Source organism: Alicyclobacillus sp. TC (assembly GCF_016804365.1).
GTDB classification, from domain to species: Bacteria; Bacillota; Bacilli; order Alicyclobacillales; family Alicyclobacillaceae; genus Alicyclobacillus_I; species Alicyclobacillus_I tolerans.
This window is the reverse complement of sequence record NZ_CP044434.1, coordinates 1,842,644-1,859,335: the sequence shown is the minus strand read 5'-3', so window position 1 is coordinate 1,859,335 and position 16,692 is coordinate 1,842,644. Positions and strand designations below refer to the sequence as shown.

The window sequence follows — 16,692 nt, the reverse complement described above, 5'->3', positions numbered from 1 at the left end:
TCCAGTGTTTTGATGATTAGATGCAGTTTTCGGGGGTGTTATCATGCCGTTGTCGCCATTAGATATTCACAATAAAGAGTTTAGTCGTTCTTTTCGTGGGTATGATGAAGATGAAGTAGACGATTTTCTTGAACGAATCATACAAGATTATGAAGGATTGATTCGCACTAACAAGGAATTGGAAGAAAAAATAGAGCAATTGAATGAGCGTCTGCAGCATTTTACGAATATTGAGGAAAGTTTGAGCAAGTCCATTATCATCGCCCAGGAAACAGCTGAGGAAGTAAAAAACAACGCTAAAAAAGAGGCGCAGTTGATTATTAAAGAGTCGGAGAAAAACGCTGATCGAATCATTAGCGAAGCTCTCCAGAAGTCGCGCAAGATGGCCATGGAAGTAGAAGAGATTCAACGTCATGCTGCTATTTTTCGAGCTCGATTTCGTTCTTTGATTCAAGCTCAGTTGGAATTACTGGAATCCAATGAGTGGCGCGATTTTGACAAAGACGCGACGAAGGTGGATTTAGAAATTCGCGAAGCTACGTCTTAAAGAGTATCCGTTTATATTGTGTGTTCGGGAAGAACTGGAAATCAAACCAATCTATAAAAAAGCTGTCCCAAAAGTCATCGTTGATGACTTGAGGGACAGCCTTTTTTATAGGTCATCAATTTAAAAACCTGGGCGCTCATGAAAAAGCTGTTATGGGATACGTATACTTCTTCGTCAGAATCCCACACTACACGCTGTAGGCAGCATGGAAGGCGGGAGTAAGGTGTCTTTTGGCTGTAAACTCTGTTCTGGAGGAGGAAGGCAGTATGGATCGTGAGAAGGCAAGACAACGTTTGTTAGCTCTGAAAGAAAGTCTGGAAGGACGAGCGGAATATCCAAATCAAAATCGTCTGAATGACAGTCAGCGGGATGAAACTTCTGAATTATCGATGATCGACAATCATCCAGCTGATGCAGCAACAGAACTATTGGATAGAGAAATGGCGCTTGGTATGCGGGCAGCCAATTCTGAATATGCGTTGCAAATAGAGAGGGCATTACATGCGATAGAAAATGGTGAATATGGCCAATGTGCAATTTGTCAGCAAGAGATTCCAGAAGAACGTTTAGAAGCGTATCCGCTTGCACTGACATGTATACAATGTCAGGAACGAATTGACCATCTCGATCATCGGCGGACGCATCCAATTGAAGAAGAAGTTTTTCCGCATAGTTTTGGTAGCTTGATAGGTGATGATAAAGACACAACGGGATTCGACGGAGAAGATAGTTGGCAAGCAGTTGGACAGATGAATGCCAGGCCAAGCGCCAACGATCCAGAATCGATTGGCTACGAGACCTGGCTGGAAGGTATCGGTCCAGAGCTGACAGATGGTATAACTAATGAAGAATGGCGTGATACACTTAGCCGCTGACTTCACTCGGCAAGCTGACAAAAGCGAATGTATCGCTGCGCAGACCGCGGCGCAGACATTCCAGAGCAATGGTTTCCGCTGGGGCAATGTTACCTAGATTGACTTGAGTTCCAAACCGTTCAATAAAATCGATCTGTTGTGATTTTTTAGGTGCTTCAAACATCAGTCGCTGTTGCTCAGAAGTATCTAAACAAGCTAAAAACTCTTGGAAAACAAGTTCGTCCAAATGGCCACTGCCATCATACATTCCAGCATTTTCGCCACTTTCACGTCCTTCAACAACCACATAATCTGCTCCAGCCAAAAGATCTAATTTGACTTGTTTGGCGAGTGCAATCGGATCGACACCGTGTGTAAGTTTTTTTCCTACCTCGCTCAAAACGAGCGACAATTGGGACTTGGCTTGCTCAATCATGCGCAACCTGTCCTCACTAGGAATATCAAGCGTGCCATCGGAAATTTCCATAGCCGTGAAACCGAGTTTTACACAGTAATGGAGATATTCTTTGAAGGCGTTCTGATGATAGGCAATTTCGGCAAGAGTGCCGCCTGGACATGTGAAGACACTGTAGAGTTTGGCAATATCCAATTTTTGACGAAGAACTGACTCTGGATAAAGCGTGGAGGAACCAAAGCCAAATTTAAGAATATCTAAATGAGCGGAGGCGACTTCCATCAAGTCGGTAAATTCCCGCGTGCCCATTCCTTTGTCGATGACCATGGTCAGGCCTTCCGTGCGAGGTTTTTCTTTTCTGTTGGGGATGGGGGATTGAATGATTTGAGCAAATGCTCGCTTCTCTGATAAAATCACGTGGACTGACCTCCTGCGACATGATAATTCAAACTATGCAAAAATCATAAAAAAGGGTCTTGACATTCGCCAAAGGAGGCGTCTATCTTGCTGATGCCGTACATGCGCGGCAGAGAGGATGATGCAGATGCTGTACGGAATTGCCTTGTTAGTTTTTGCCCTCGATCAGCTCATTAAATGGATGGTTCGCTCCCATATGACTCCTGGTCAATTGGTACCCGTTCTACCTCCCTGGGTCGATCTCGATTATATACAAAACCCAGGCGGAGCTTTTAGCATTCTCCCTCATCACACTTGGCTTTTTATTCTTGTTGCGTTTGTCGTCATTGCAGCCGTAATTTATGTTGATATTAGGTACAAGCCTTCCCCTTCCATAAGAATTGCGCTGGGCCTCGTACTTGGCGGGGCGCTTGGCAATATGTCGGATAGGATTTTTATTGGTAAGGTAACCGACTATGTTTATTTGCAGTTCATCCATTTTCCTATTTTTAATTTGGCTGATGTCTGCATTGACGCAGGTGTGATTCTTCTCATTATACGGACTTTTTGGCAAGGGAAAAAGGAGAATCTGTCTAACCACGAGGATGATAAGTAATGGAAGATCGTGTTTTGTATTTTCAGGTTGAGTCAGAGAGTGAAGGTTTGCGTCTCGACAAGTGGCTGGTACAGGTTTTGCAAGATGAAGAAATGGATATTTCTCGTTCACAAATTCAGGAGTGGATCAAACATGACTGCATCAGCGAAACTACTCGCAAAAGTCGTGTAAAAGCGAGCGATCCTGTAGAAACAGGCCATATCTATCAGATCAAATTGCCAGAGCCGGAACCAGTCGAATTGCAACCAGACCCTGTATCCATTCAAATAGTTTATGAAGATGAACATCTGGTTGTTGTGGATAAGCAACGTGGATTGGTGGTCCACCCAGCAGCCGGGCATCCGCGCGGTACCTTGGTCAATGGCTTGCTTTATCTCGGGGTTCGTCTCTCTGCCCTGGGTGGTACAGCGCGGCCAGGTGTTGTTCATCGGATCGACAAAGACACCTCAGGTCTTTTGGTTTTAGCTAAATCGGATTTGGCTTATCATAAACTTTCCTTGCAGCTACAGGCACACTCCATGTTGCGCAGTTACGCTGCAATTGCGCACGGTGTCTTGCCACACCAGGAGGGAACGATTGATGCTCCGATTGGTCGTGACCCAAAACAGCGTCAGAGACTGGCAGTAGTGGCTGGGGGTAAACCAGCCATTACGCATTTCTTTGTGAAAGAACGGTTCGAACAGTATACGTTCTTGGATTGTCGTCTGGAAACCGGGCGTACGCATCAAATTCGTGTGCACATGGCTTATATTGGGCATCCCTTAGCTGGAGATCCACTTTATGGTCCGCGTCATACGCTGCCTATTGATGGACAGGCGCTGCATGCCAAGGAGTTAGGCTTTATACATCCTGCTAGCGGTGAACATATGCGTTTTGAATCCCCATTGCCGTCGGATATGGAACGTTTATTGATGGAATTACGTCTTGGTTTACAGACATAACAGACAGAAATAAAACTTGCAAACGGTTTGTCTCATCATTTCTGGTCAGAAATTGCAAAAAAATTATATTCTAACTTGTTTTTTGTTACTATAAATATTATAGTATATATGCAGATAGGCAAATCCATTCAATTAAAGTTCCGATCAGGAGGTAGAGAAGATTGGCAAAAACAGTTTGGGAATTAGATAAAGCACATAGTTATGTGGGATTCAGTGTTCGTCATATGATGGTATCCAATGTACGTGGTGTATTTAACGATTTTGACGCAACAGTCCATACTGAGGGGAAGATTTGTCAACCGCAGATATAGTTGTCACCATTAACCCTAACAGCATTGATACGAGAAATTCGCAAAGAGACGAACATTTGCGTTCTGCCGACTTTTTTAAAGTAAACGAATATCCAGAAATAGTATTTCGCGCTCATAACCTGCAACATAAGGGTGGCGAGAAACATGAACTGCAAGGTGAAATTACGATTGTTGGTGTTACAAAGCCGCTGACATTGGATGTTGAAATTTCCGGCCCAGCTAAAAATCCATGGGGAAATGAAGTTATTGGTGTGGTCGGTAGCGGTTCTCTGAATCGTTCAGATTTTGGTCTTACTTACAACGCTGCTTTGGAGACTGGCGGCGTATTAATTGGCGACACAATTAAATTAAACATCGAAGTTGAGTTTGTTAAAAAATCTGAATAAAGACTAAGATCTTTTATTTTCAGTTTTTTCAGTCAGACGGACTTGTAAAGTGAAGCAGAGTTTGGTAAAACCCAATACTTGACGAATCACGTATAGATTGATACGATGGTAGAAATGTTTATAGCCTTTAAGCCAATCCTGTGAGGTTGGGAAGGGTTCGTCAAGAGAGCTTATGGACTGCACAGTTTTGAATGTCGGCTGTGTGGAAAATTTCCGGGCTACCCTCCTCAGGGAGGGTAGCCTTTTATGTGCGCCCGGCATGGGCGCTGTCTATACGGTGAAAGTCCGGAATGGTGAAGGTAGCAGTAGCCATTAGCTTAAGCCAAGGGTGTCCTCCGTAAGGTGGAATCTGAAGGAAGGCGGCGGCAAACCTTCGGCCCGAGGGTCACGAACTCCAATTGAGGCTAGCAACAGTTGGGTGAGTCTGCAGAACAAGACAAAGCCCTTGCTACCGAAGGCTGTTGAAAGTAAATGGAGCGGGTATATGAAGGGAAAGACAGTGCTCTTACCCGGGGAGGTCTGCCGGCACGCCAGCAAGGCTGGTAACCATCGTCGCAAGGCGATGCTGAACGGCAGAAGTCAGCAGAGGTCATAGTACCTGCAAAGAGACGTCTAAGCAGGGAAGGACCGAACATGATTGTGAGGGTTGTTTACGGCAAGTTCGAGAGAGAAACACAGACAGCCGAAAATCCCGACAGGGAGCTATCCTCAGGAAGAAGTGGTGAATCCACGGGGGACTGAGGAAGTGCCGAGTTTCTCTCCGGCACGAATCAATGAGCGAACCCGCGAAGAAGCTTGTATCAACCTGATGGAACAGGTAGTAGAGCGCGAAAACGTGCTCGGGGCCTTGCGCCGGGTAGAGGAGAACAAGGGTAAGCCCGGCGTAGACGGGATGGAAGTCACAGAACTTCGCCCGTTCTTAGTGCAACAATGGGCTAACATCCGAAGCGAACTCCTACAGGGTACCTACCAACCGACGCCTGTCCGCCGAGTCGAAATCCCGAAACCAGACGGTGGCGTTCGTTTGCTAGGAGTACCCACGGTGCTCGATCGCCTGATTCAGCAGGCCCTTCAACAAGTTCTAACACCCATCTTTGACCCGGAATTTTCACCACATAGCTACGGATTCCGAGCCGGATATAGTCAGCACAATGCAGTACAGCAAGCGCGGAACTATATCGCGCAGGGATACCGTTGGGTAGTAGACGTTGACTTAGCGCAATTCTTTGATCGAGTGAATCATGACATGTTGATGGCACGAATCGCCCGGAAGGTCAAGGACAAACGAGTCCTCAAGCTCATCAGAAAGTACCTACAGGCAGGCGTGATGACTGGCGGTGTATGTGTGGTCTCCGAAGAGGGGGTTCCACAGGGAGGTTCGTTGAGTCCGTTACTCTCCAACATTATGTTGGATGACCTAGACAGAGAACTGATGAAACGAGGCCACCGATTCGTCAGATACGCTGATGACTGTAACGTCTACGTTCGAAGTAAACGAGCTGGAGAACGAGTCATGGAGAGTGTTACCCAATTTGTAGAAGGACGACTAAAGCTCAAGGTAAACAGGGAGAAAAGTGCCGTTGACAGGCCGTGGAAACGCAAGTTCCTTGGATTTTCTTTCACCCACCACCGACAACCCAAAGTTCGAGTATCTCCAAAATCCCTTAAACGCTTCAAGGACAAAGTCCGAATTACAACGAAGCGTAGCCGGGGTCAATCCATGGCAGAACGTCTCGATATACTCAACAAGTATCTGCATGGATGGAGTGGATATTACCGAAGGGCAGAGACGAGAAGTGTGTTTGTGGAACTGGATGAATGGATACGCCGGAGGCTTCGGATGTGCTTGCTAAAACAGTGGAAGCAACCTAAAACGAAGCGAAAGAAACTGGTTTCTCTCGGCATCCCCGAGGAATGGGCTAGAAATATTAGCGGTTCTCGCAAGGGATACTGGCGTCTGGCATTGACTCCGCAAATGAACAAAGCCCTTGGCCTCGCCTACTGGCGAGACCAAGGACTCGTGAGCCTAGTTGAACGATACGATGCCCTTCGTTCCACGACATGAACCGCCGTATACCGAACGGTACGTACGGTGGTGTGGGAGAACGGGGGTTAGTCACCCCCTTCTACCCGATTATGGAAAGGAGAGACAATTTTGGCCCAACAAATTCAACTAATGGACGGTCTACAGGTCAATCGTTCTTTAACTCGTATTGCTCATGAAATCCTTGAACGCAATCGTACGTTGAGTCAACTGGTCTTGGCGGGCATTTTGACGCGCGGCTGGGTGCTGGCCGATCGTTTGGCCGATAAGTTAGCTGAAATTGAAAAAGAACAGCGACCGCATGCCTTTGCTCTGGATGTCCGCCCTTTCCGCGACGATTTAGAGCATTTATCATTTCAGCAAGCAACGCTTCACAGTACGCCAGAGACTGTAATTCAAGATAAAAAAGTTGTACTGGTGGATGATGTGTTGTTTACAGGCCGCACTGTGCGCGCAGCACTTGATGCTTTAATGACAAAAGGGCGGGCGCAACAAGTACAACTTGCTGTTCTGGTCGATCGCGGTCATCGCGAGTTGCCGATTCGGCCTGATTTTGTTGGGAAGAATTTACCAACCTCGTTAGATGAACGAATATCTGTAAAACTTCAAGAAGTCGACGGCGAAGACGGTATATGGTTGGCTAAACCGTAAAATTTTACCTGGATTTTGGAGAAACGACAGTTCGTTAGGATGGTTTTGGGAAAGAGGGAGAGAGTATGTATCATGCGGTGAGCACGGACGATTTGAATCGCCCGCTGATAGAACGTCTGATTCAGATGGCAGAAACTTTTCGGACAACCCCTCGCCATATCTTACGTGCTAGGCTACAGGGTACGCTCGTTGCAACACTTTTTTATGAACCGAGTACACGTACGCGACTTTCATTTGAGGCAGCGGTTACTCGTCTGGGTGGAAATATTGTGGGAGCAGAAAATGCCCGAGAAAATTCTTCTGCCAAAAAAGGCGAGAGTTTGGCTGATGTTTTTCGAGTTGTCGGGGCGTATGCAGACGCCATTGTCATCCGTCACCAAGATGAAAAAGAAATGGCCTTGGCCCTTCCATACAGTCCAGTGCCGATTATCAATGCGGGCGCGGGAAGCGGCGAACATCCTACGCAAAGTTTGCTCGATATATACACACTTTGGAAAGAATTTGGTGAGGTCGATGGACTCTCCGTATGTATGGTAGGTGATTTGCGTTTTGGCCGAACGGTTCACTCCTTGTTACGAGTGCTCAGCTTTTTTCAGGGAATTCAGGTTACGCTTGTTTCTCCTCCGGAATTGGCGCTCGATGATCTACTTTTAGAGGAAATCAAGGGACGTGGACTATCCGTAGAAACGAAAGAACGGTTGGATGATGTCATTGGCGAAGTCGACGTCATTTATCAAACGCGCATCCAACGGGAAAGGTTGCCGGCGGAAATACATTTATCCTATGCAACGGAAGACTATAGAATTTCTGCTCAAACACTGGAACGCTTGCCTTCTCGTTCCAGAATACTTCACCCTTTGCCACGTGTAAATGAAATAGATCCAGATGTGGACACAGACGAGAGAGCTGCCTATTTTCGTCAGGTACAAAATGGACTTTTCATTCGCATGGCGCTTCTCGATGAAATACTTGGAGGTGTATTGCGCTGAAAATTAAATTGCAAGGTGGCTGCCTGCTTGATTTATTAGATAATTCACAGGAACAAGCAGACATTTTAATAGAAAGCGAACATGGACGAATTCTTTCGATTGGAAAAGATTTACCTGAAGCGGAACAGACGATAGACGTGGCTGGTTTGACGCTTTTGCCTGCGTTTGTCGATCCCCATGTCCACTTTCGTGAACCAGGATTTGAACATAAAGAGACGATTGCTAGTGGAGCTAAAGCTGCTGTGGCTGGAGGATTTGGTAGCGTTCTTTGCATGCCGAATACCAATCCACCAATAGATACACCTGAGCGTGTGGAATATGTGCTGCAAAAATCAGCAGAAGCAGGAGCATGTCGAGTTTGGCCCATGGGTTGTATTACTCGTGAGCAAAAGGGAGAGCAATTGACCGATTTTGCAGCCCTTCAATCAGCAGGGGTTGCTGGACTTTCGGATGATGGTAAAGGTGTTCAGCATGGAGGGTTGATGCGCCAGGCACTGTTTGCCGCTGCGGCCTCAGGACTGACGGTGGCGATTCATGCAGAGGATGAAACCATTGCCGGTAAGGGCGTTTTGCATCCGGCGGCCGCCAAAAAATTCTCCGTACCAGAACAACCTGGCTCATCAGAAAGCGCCATGATTGCCCGTGACTTGTTGTTGGCTGAAGAAACTGGAGCGCGTTTACATCTGTGCCATGTCTCTTTAGAGTCTGCCGTCAGTTTGCTTGCCTGGGCCAAATCACGTGGACTTCGAGTGACTGCAGAAGTTACGCCGCATCACCTGCTCCTCTCTGAGGAATCCATTGACGAAGAGAACACGTTTTACAAAGTGAATCCACCTTTACGTTCGGAAGATGACCGTAAAGCTTGTTTACGGGCTTTTCTTGACGGCACAATTGACATGATAGCCACCGATCATGCGCCGCATACTGAAGAGGAAAAAGCAGTTGGATGGCTTTCAGCTCCCTTTGGCATGGTGGGGATTGAGATTGTTTTCCCTCTGCTTTATACGCATCTGGTTAGTCGTGGCTTGATGTCACTGTCTGAACTGGTCAAGCGTATGTCACTCGTTCCCGCTCAAGCGTTCAACTTGCCCGCATCTGGTTTGCGTCCCGGCGCACTTGCTGATTTGACAGCAGTGGATTTACAGACAGAGCGTCGAATTGAGCCCAATCGTTTCTACTCTAAAGGACGAAATACGCCGTTTACAGGCTGGATGGTACGCGGATGGCCAGTAATGACTATGGTTGACGGCAAGATGGTCTTTGATGCAAGGCAAAAGGAGGTACAGTGCTGATGTCCAATCGTTCTGCCCGTCTCGTACTTGAAAACGGTTTGGAATTCACAGGTCAACACTTTGGTGCGACTGGTGAAAGGGTCGGCGAAGTGGTATTTAACACTGGCATGACCGGTTATCAGGAAGTGCTTACGGATCCTTCCTATTGCGGTCAAATTGTGACCATGACTTATCCACTCATTGGTAATTACGGTGTTAATGTAGACAATATCGAGTCTCGTCAGCCGTACGTTCATGGTTTCGTCGTACGTAGATTGGCTGCAGAGCCAAGCCATTTCAAAAGTCTGGGCAATCTGGATGACTATCTGCGTCAACACGGTATCTTAGGCATTAGCGAGATCGACACGCGCCAGTTAACTAAAGCCATTCGCAGCGACGGTACGATGAAAGCAGTACTGACGACTGAGAATACACCCGTCAGTGTTCTGCTTGACAAACTGGCTCAACCCTTGATGACCGACCAAATCTTGCGAGTCACAACACCACAGACGTATCGCTGCCCAGGTGAAGGCAGGCGAGTGGTCGCAATCGACTATGGTATGAAATCAGGAGTAGTTCGCAGTCTGTTGGCGCGACGCTGTGATGTGATTGTTGTTCCAGCGACAGCGAGCACAAAGGAAATTCTTGCCTGGAAGCCAGAAGGTGTCATGCTTTCCAATGGCCCGGGCGATCCGTTAGACGCTCCTTACGCCATTGCAACTGTCAAAGAATTGATTCAATATGGAGTTCCTGTTTTTGGTATTTGTTTAGGGCATCAGTTAATTGGCTTAGCTTCTGGAGCACGTACTGAAAAAATGCGTTTTGGTCATCGGGGCGTGAATCATCCAGTAAAAGATTTGCGCACAGGAAAGGTTTATATCACTTCCCAAAACCATGGTTATATGGTTTCTGAAGATTCTCTGCGTGGAACGGATTTAATTTTGACACACTTGAACGTAAATGATCGCACGGTAGAAGGAATGATGCATCGTCATCGTCCTGTCTTCTGTGTGCAATACCATCCTGAAGCGCGCCCGGGTCCGGATGATTCGGATGAACTGTTTGATGAATTTATGCGCATGATGGACGAGGTTGGAGAAGGAAGGTGGACAGCGCATGCCTAAACGCGCAGACTTGAAAAAAATTCTTGTCATTGGCAGTGGTCCTATTGTAATTGGCCAGGCAGCTGAATTTGACTATGCTGGTACTCAAGCTTGCCAGGCTTTGCGTGAAGAAGGTTACGAAGTAGTCCTTGTCAACTCCAATCCAGCTACCATTATGACGGATCCGGATATGGCTGATAAAGTTTATGTGGAACCGATTACCCTTGAATTTGTCTCGCAAATCATTCGTAAGGAAAAGCCAGATGGATTGCTACCAACGCTTGGAGGCCAAACAGGTCTCAATATGGCAGTACGTCTAGCAGAATCCGGCATTCTTGAAGAAGAAGGGGTCATGCTTCTGGGGACCCAACTTACGGCTATCCAGGAAGCGGAAGATCGTGAGAAATTTCGCTCCCTCATGCGCAGACTCGAGCAACCAGTTCCCGAGAGTGCAATCGTGCACTCTTATGAAGAAGCGGCAGTTTTTGCTGAACAGATAGGTTTTCCCATCATTATTCGTCCAGCTTATACACTTGGCGGCACAGGGGGCGGCATTGCTTCCAACTGGCAGGAATATAGGGAAATTGTCGAACTCGGCCTGACCATGTCGCCCATCTCGCAAGTTCTTGTCGAGCAAAGTATTGCAGGTATGAAAGAAATTGAATATGAAGTAATGCGGGATGCAAATGATACGGCGATTGTCGTTTGTAATATGGAAAACTTTGATCCGGTCGGAGTGCATACGGGCGATTCTATAGTAGCTGCCCCAAGCCAAACACTGTCAGATGAAGATTATCAGATGTTGCGCAGTGCCAGTTTGAAAATTATTCGTGCTCTCGGTATTGAAGGTGGATGCAATGTACAATTTGCCCTCGATCCGCTCAGTTCACAATATTACGTAATTGAAGTCAATCCACGCGTATCGCGATCGAGCGCATTGGCTTCTAAAGCAACTGGCTATCCCATTGCCAAGGTAGCTGCTAAAATTGCAGTCGGTTATCATTTGGACGAAATTCTCAATCCTGTGACGGGTGAGACATACGCTTCTTTTGAACCAGCGCTTGATTATGTAGTCACAAAAATTCCTCGTTGGCCGTTTGACAAATTTCACAGTGCAAATCGCAAACTGGGTACGCAAATGAAAGCGACTGGCGAAGTGATGGCAATTGGCCGAACTTTTGAAGAGTCTTTGATGAAGGCAGTTCGCTCTTTAGAAGTGGGTCTTGATTCTCTTCAACATCCGCAGGCCAGTATGTGGACAGAGAGCGAACTAGAAACGCGGCTCAGAGTACCTGATGATGAACGTTTGTTTGTGATTGCCGAGGCGTATCGGCGTGGCATGTCGCTAGAGAACATTCATCAACGGTCTAATATCGACCGTTGGTTTTTGGAACGCGTAGAGCATTTGGTCAAGATGGAAAGGCGTCTTCAAGAACATGGGCCGCTTGATTTAGCGCAATTAGACGCTACGTCGGCAGAATTGCTTGCGGATGCCAAACGAATGGGATTTCCAGACTCAGCTATTTCCAGGTGCACTGGTGTGGCTCAGGAAGAACTCTTTGCTTATCGTAAATCCATAGGATTGTTGCCTGTCTATAAGATGGTGGATACATGCGCTGGTGAATTTGCTGCTAGTACGCCTTATTATTACAGCAGTTATGATCAAGAAGATGAAGTTGTCGAGAGCGGCAAGAAAAAACTCTTGGTGCTCGGCTCAGGACCTATTCGAATTGGCCAGGGAATTGAGTTTGACTACTGTTCGGTTCATGCAGTTTGGGCGATTCGAAAAGCAGGTTACGAGGCGGTCATTGTCAACAACAATCCTGAAACGGTTTCCACAGATTTTAATACATCCGATCGTCTTTATTTCGAACCGCTTCATTTGGAAGATGTTTTGCATGTGATTGAACGAGAGCAGCCTGAGGGAGTTATCGTTCAATTTGGTGGACAGACGGCCATCAATTTGGCGGATGGGTTGGCGCGAGCGGGTGTGCGGATTGTAGGAACAGCCCTGGTAGATATCGACACCGCTGAAGATCGCGAGCGTTTTGACGCGCTCTTGAATGAATTAGGAATTGATCGTCCAGAGGGACGAACCGTCACTTCGTTGGAAGAGGCTGTGGAGGCGGCCAAGACGCTTGGATATCCTGTAGTCGTGCGTCCGTCCTATGTTTTGGGCGGGCGGGCTATGCAAATCATTGACAGTGATGCGGATTTACATCTATACATGCGTGAAGCGGTCGATGTATCGCCGCGCCATCCTGTTCTCATTGATCGCTATCTACAAGGTGTGGAAGTGGAAGTCGATGCTATATCGGACGGCGATACGGTAGTAATTCCCGGCATTATGGAACACATTGAGCGAGCTGGCGTGCATTCAGGAGATTCCACGGCTGTTTTTCCGCCTCAGCATTTAACGACTGAAGTAAAGGCGCTGTTGGTAGACTATACAACACGCTTAGCCCGCGGATTGCATGTTAAGGGATTGGTTAATATCCAGTTTGTCATTCAAAATGGACAGGTGTATGTCATTGAAGTCAATCCACGCAGTTCTCGTACAGTGCCGTTTTTGTCCAAAGTTACGGGTGTTCCTATGGTCGAGCTTGCTATGCACGCAGTACTGGGTGCACCCTTGACCCAACTTGGATATGAATCGGGTTTACTTCCTGAGCCCCATCAGGTATCGGTAAAAGTCCCTGTCTTCTCGTTTGCCAAACTGCGTGGTGTAGATATCAGTCTTGGTCCAGAAATGAAATCGACGGGTGAAGTCATGGGACGCGAGGCAACGTATGCTAAGGCGCTTTATAAAGGAATGCTGGCCACAGGTATGCAAATACCTGACCATGGAACGATTTTGGCTACGATTGCTGATAAAGACAAAGAAGAAGCCTATCCTTTGCTGAAACGATTTTCTCTGCTTGGCTTTCATTTGGCAGCTACCGAAGGAACGGCTCGGTATCTGAAAGAAAACGGCTTGTCTGTACGCGTAGTCAACAAGCTCGCTCAAGGAACCCCCAACTTGGCCAATGATATTCAAGAGGGCAAAATACAATTGGTTTTCAACACTTTGACTCGAGGCCTAAAACCAGAGAGAGACGGTTTTCGCATCCGGAGAACGGCTGTTGAACACGGTGTCCCCTGTTTAACCTCATTAGATACGGTACGCGCTTTGCTAGAAGTTTTGGAGACATTGCGCTTTCAATCCAATCCAATAGAGGCATACAAGTTACATCGTTAAATAGGGGAGGTTTCTGTATTTGTATCAGGAAGCTGAAATTCTGCAGGATACAAAGTATGAAAGAGTGCGCGATAAAGTATACGTAGCGCTTGATTTTCCCAACGGATCGGCAGCGGCATCTTTTGTGGAAAGCATGGGACCGGGTGTCACTCATTATAAGGTTGGTCTTGAACTATTGATGGCAGAAGGACCCCAATGGTTAGAGCAAATGGGGAAGCTTGGCAAGCAAATCTTTCTCGATGTGAAACTTCATGATATTCCCAATACGGTTGCAGGTGCAATTCGTGCTCTAGCTCATTTGCCAGTTTCCATCATCAATATACACGCATCAGGCGGGCGCCGCATGATGGAAGCGGCCCGTGAGGCTTTGCCCGCTCAAACAAAAATCAAACTCATTGGAGTCACTGCTCTAACCAGTCTCGCAACAGAAGATGTGGAATGGCTTGGGGTCAGACAAACTGTGTCCGATTGGACCTTGCATTTAGCCAAAACTTGCTATGATTGTGGATTGGATGGGGTTGTAGCTTCTGCGCATGAACTGACGAAAATCTATGAACATTTACCGAAAGATTTTCTGACAGTAATTCCAGGAATCCGGTTGAATCGCAATCAGATGGAAGATCAAGTACGTGTGATGACGCCTGTCGCTGCTTACCAAGCAGGTGCCTCATATTTGGTAATAGGCCGCGCGATTCGGAGTGCTCCGTATCCGGCGCGCGCCTTACAGGAAGTTTGGGAATCTTTGCTGACCGTTTCAACATTTCATTGAAAATCGAAAGAGAATGAAACAAAGGAGAGTTTGCGGTGAGAGAATCTCAGATGATGTTATCGACTGAAGAAGCAAATGAATTGGCGCGCGGTCTCCTGCAGATTGAAGCTGTACAGTTACGTCCCGATCAACCGTTTACTTGGTCATCCGGGTGGAAATCTCCTATCTATTGTGACAACCGAAAAATTCTAGCGTATCCCCTTTTTTGGGATAGCGTTATTTTGGCTATGGAAAAAATGATTCGCACGTTTTTTCCTGCGGTTGATGTAATTGCAGGTACAGCGACTGCGGGAATTCCTCACACAGCTCGTTTATCAGCCAATTTGCGCCTGCCCATGGCTTATGTTCGCTCGAGTGCGAAAGAGCATGGGATGGGGCGGCAAGTCGAGGGACGTGTACAACCAGGCTTAAAAGCAGTGGTGATTGAAGACACGTTATCTACTGGCCGATCCGCTTTTTCGGCTGCTAAAGCTTTGCAGGTTGAACAAATGGAGACGATAGGTATTGTCAGTATCTTTTCTTATGATTTTGAGCAAATCACGGAAAAGTCACAGGAAACCCGCATTCCTTATGTGGCGTTGGTTCATTATTCTCAATTGATTTCTGCAGCGGTAGAATTAGGGATTTTATCCAGCCAAGATAAAGACAGATTAGAACATTGGCGTAAAGCTCCTGAACACTATGTTTAAATTTATGTAGAGGAGCATGACAAAAGCCTGCTGTCCGAACGTCGTTTCGGCAGCAGACTTTTATATTAGCAAATAGCAGTCAATTTGAGTTTCAAAAAACCAGCCGGATTAAGCCGGATTACATCCAACCACGCCAGCGCATGGCTTCTGCATAGGGACGCATACCAACCATATACGCTGCTAGACGAGTGGATACACGGTATCGTTCAGCTGTCTGGAGGATATTGTGTACAGATTTGACCATCAAATCTTCCATTCGCTGATTAACCTCTTCTTCTGTCCAATACCATCCTTGGTTATTCTGTACCCATTCAAAATAGGAAACTGTCACACCACCCGCATTGGCAAGTACGTCTGGAATCAGTAAAACACCTTTGTGCATGAGAATTTCGTCAGCTTTCGGAGTAGTCGGTCCGTTGGCCGCTTCGACAATAATCGAAGCTTTGATTTGGTCTGCATTACCTGAGTGAATTTGGTTTTCAAGTGCAGCAGGAATTAAAACATCACAAGGTTGAAGTAAAAAATCTTCGTTGCTAAGTACGTTTTGGTAAGCGGGCGTGACCATGCCAAACGAATCTTTTTGGTCAATCAATTCCGCTATGTTCAATCCTTTTTCGTTATAGAGTCCACCGCCTGCGTCACTAATTCCAGTGACTCGGACACCCATTTCATGCAAAATGAGTGCTACATTACTTCCTACATTTCCAAAACCTTGGATATTAACAGAAAGGTCTTGCATATTTTTACCCAACTTGGCGGCAGCTTCACGCATGGCTATGACAACACCAAGGGCGGTGGCTTTTTCTCTTCCTTGTGAACCGCCTAGTACGAGCGGTTTACCGGTAATGAAATTAGGTGAGTCCAACTCGCGAATACGGCTATATTCGTCATACATCCAAGCCATAATTTGTGGATTCGTATATACGTCTGGAGCAGGTATATCTTTAGCAGGGCCAACAATTTGGCTGACTGCACGGACATAGCCCCTTGCCAAACGTTCTTGTTCCACGATGGACATTTCTCTCGGATCGCAAATAATTCCGCCTTTTGCACCACCGTAGGGCAGATTAAAAATGCCACACTTGATACTCATCCATATTGAAAGCGCCTTCACCTCGTCAAGTGTGACGTTTGGGTGGAAGCGAATGCCACCCTTGGTTGGCCCAATCGAATCATTGTGTTGGGCGCGATAACCGGTGAAAACTTGCGTCTCTCCATTGTCCATACGCACTGGAATGCGAACGGTCAAGACGCGAACGGGTTCCTTCAACAGTTCATATACCGTATCGTCATAACCGAGGCGCTGTAGCGCTTCATGAACGGCGTTTTGCGTATTGGTAAGAACGTTGTCTGAAGGTGCAGGCATACTGGCACCTGCTGCAAGTCGTTTACTGACTGGCTCTGTCGACATGCACTGTCGTCTCCTCTCAAGATTCGGACATGACCTGTTTTATCATAAATCAGTTAGGGCA

16 protein-coding genes are annotated in these 16,692 nt (G+C 46.8%); 14 read left to right on the top strand and 2 right to left on the bottom strand.

Annotation, left to right across the window (positions count from 1 at the left end):
* Positions 1 to 43 precede the first annotated feature (43 nt).
* Positions 44 to 547: a DivIVA domain-containing protein gene (locus FY534_RS09205; RefSeq protein WP_203114375.1), complete on the top strand. Its 504-nt coding sequence runs from the start codon at positions 44 to 46 to the stop codon at positions 545 to 547.
* 266 nt (positions 548 to 813) lie between these two features.
* On the top strand, positions 814 to 1,422 hold the full coding sequence (locus tag FY534_RS09200; protein ID WP_203114374.1) for a TraR/DksA C4-type zinc finger protein: 609 nt from the start codon (positions 814 to 816) through the stop codon (positions 1,420 to 1,422).
* On the opposite strand, the gene FY534_RS09195 is transcribed toward FY534_RS09200, so the two are convergent.
* Positions 1,412 to 2,233, bottom strand: a complete 822-nt coding sequence (locus FY534_RS09195) for a phosphosulfolactate synthase (RefSeq protein ID WP_203114373.1) — start codon at positions 2,231 to 2,233, stop codon at positions 1,412 to 1,414. The two genes, FY534_RS09200 and FY534_RS09195, sit on opposite strands and share 11 nt — an antisense overlap.
* Before the next feature lie 127 nt (positions 2,234 to 2,360).
* Between FY534_RS09195 and lspA the strand changes: the two genes are divergently transcribed.
* The 12 genes from lspA (at position 2,361) to pyrE (ending at position 15,220) form a co-directional block, all read left to right on the top strand.
* The gene (lspA, locus tag FY534_RS09190) at positions 2,361 to 2,828 is read left to right on the top strand and encodes a signal peptidase II (RefSeq protein WP_072873788.1); all 468 of its coding nucleotides are present in this window, start codon (positions 2,361 to 2,363) and stop codon (positions 2,826 to 2,828) included.
* Complete coding sequence (locus tag FY534_RS09185) at positions 2,828 to 3,769, top strand: RluA family pseudouridine synthase (protein ID WP_203114372.1); 942 nt, start codon at positions 2,828 to 2,830, stop codon at positions 3,767 to 3,769. The genes lspA and FY534_RS09185 overlap by 1 nt, the downstream gene beginning before the upstream one ends.
* A gap of 161 nt (positions 3,770 to 3,930) precedes the next feature.
* On the top strand, positions 3,931 to 4,080 hold the full coding sequence (locus FY534_RS15030; RefSeq protein WP_370541527.1) for a YceI family protein: 150 nt from the start codon (positions 3,931 to 3,933) through the stop codon (positions 4,078 to 4,080).
* Positions 4,062 to 4,466: a YceI family protein gene (locus FY534_RS09180; RefSeq protein WP_370541526.1), complete on the top strand. Its 405-nt coding sequence runs from the start codon at positions 4,062 to 4,064 to the stop codon at positions 4,464 to 4,466. Before FY534_RS15030 ends, FY534_RS09180 begins: the two co-directional genes overlap by 19 nt.
* An 808-nt stretch (positions 4,467 to 5,274) precedes the next feature.
* Entirely contained in the window at positions 5,275 to 6,531 is a 1,257-nt protein-coding gene (gene ltrA / locus FY534_RS09175; protein ID WP_203115581.1) for a group II intron reverse transcriptase/maturase, read from the top strand.
* A gap of 90 nt (positions 6,532 to 6,621) precedes the next feature.
* Positions 6,622 to 7,161, top strand: coding sequence for a bifunctional pyr operon transcriptional regulator/uracil phosphoribosyltransferase PyrR (gene pyrR / locus FY534_RS09170; RefSeq protein WP_072873791.1), 540 nt, complete (start codon positions 6,622 to 6,624; stop codon positions 7,159 to 7,161).
* A 65-nt stretch (positions 7,162 to 7,226) separates the two neighbouring features.
* Positions 7,227 to 8,150 (top strand): aspartate carbamoyltransferase, encoded by a 924-nt coding sequence (gene pyrB / locus FY534_RS09165; protein ID WP_203114371.1) that lies wholly within the window; start codon positions 7,227 to 7,229, stop codon positions 8,148 to 8,150.
* A gap of 8 nt (positions 8,151 to 8,158) precedes the next feature.
* Positions 8,159 to 9,442: a dihydroorotase gene (locus FY534_RS09160; protein ID WP_129583541.1), complete on the top strand. Its 1,284-nt coding sequence runs from the start codon at positions 8,159 to 8,161 to the stop codon at positions 9,440 to 9,442.
* A complete protein-coding gene (locus FY534_RS09155; RefSeq protein ID WP_203114370.1) occupies positions 9,442 to 10,545 on the top strand; it encodes a carbamoyl phosphate synthase small subunit in 1,104 nt (367 codons plus the stop codon). The genes FY534_RS09160 and FY534_RS09155 overlap by 1 nt, the downstream gene beginning before the upstream one ends.
* Complete coding sequence (carB, locus tag FY534_RS09150; protein ID WP_203114369.1) at positions 10,538 to 13,762, top strand: carbamoyl-phosphate synthase large subunit; 3,225 nt, start codon at positions 10,538 to 10,540, stop codon at positions 13,760 to 13,762. The genes FY534_RS09155 and carB overlap by 8 nt, the downstream gene beginning before the upstream one ends.
* Positions 13,763 to 13,781: 19 nt before the next feature.
* Positions 13,782 to 14,531 carry an orotidine-5'-phosphate decarboxylase gene (gene pyrF / locus FY534_RS09145; RefSeq protein ID WP_203114368.1) on the top strand — a complete coding sequence of 250 codons (750 nt, stop codon included), beginning with the start codon at positions 13,782 to 13,784 and terminating at the stop codon, positions 14,529 to 14,531.
* A gap of 35 nt (positions 14,532 to 14,566) precedes the next feature.
* Positions 14,567 to 15,220: an orotate phosphoribosyltransferase gene (gene pyrE / locus FY534_RS09140; RefSeq protein WP_370541525.1), complete on the top strand. Its 654-nt coding sequence runs from the start codon at positions 14,567 to 14,569 to the stop codon at positions 15,218 to 15,220.
* 118 nt (positions 15,221 to 15,338) lie between these two features.
* Here pyrE and FY534_RS09135 read toward each other — a convergent pair whose 3' ends face one another.
* Positions 15,339 to 16,586 (bottom strand): Glu/Leu/Phe/Val family dehydrogenase, encoded by a 1,248-nt coding sequence (locus FY534_RS09135; protein WP_238413750.1) that lies wholly within the window; start codon positions 16,584 to 16,586, stop codon positions 15,339 to 15,341.
* Positions 16,587 to 16,692: the final 106 nt, after the last annotated feature.

Coding starts and splice junctions, on each gene's coding strand:
- FY534_RS09200 (WP_203114374.1), top strand. CDS start 814: ATGGATCGTGAGAAGGCAAGACAACGTTTGTTAGCTCTGAAAGAAAGT.
- lspA (WP_072873788.1), top strand. CDS start 2,361: ATGCTGTACGGAATTGCCTTGTTAGTTTTTGCCCTCGATCAGCTCATT.
- FY534_RS09185 (WP_203114372.1), top strand. CDS start 2,828: ATGGAAGATCGTGTTTTGTATTTTCAGGTTGAGTCAGAGAGTGAAGGT.
- FY534_RS09205 (WP_203114375.1), top strand. CDS start 44: ATGCCGTTGTCGCCATTAGATATTCACAATAAAGAGTTTAGTCGTTCT.
- carB (WP_203114369.1), top strand. CDS start 10,538: ATGCCTAAACGCGCAGACTTGAAAAAAATTCTTGTCATTGGCAGTGGT.
- FY534_RS09135 (WP_238413750.1), bottom strand. CDS start 16,586: ATGCCTGCACCTTCAGACAACGTTCTTACCAATACGCAAAACGCCGTT.
- pyrB (WP_203114371.1), top strand. CDS start 7,227: ATGTATCATGCGGTGAGCACGGACGATTTGAATCGCCCGCTGATAGAA.
- FY534_RS09155 (WP_203114370.1), top strand. CDS start 9,442: ATGTCCAATCGTTCTGCCCGTCTCGTACTTGAAAACGGTTTGGAATTC.
- ltrA (WP_203115581.1), top strand. CDS start 5,275: ATGGAACAGGTAGTAGAGCGCGAAAACGTGCTCGGGGCCTTGCGCCGG.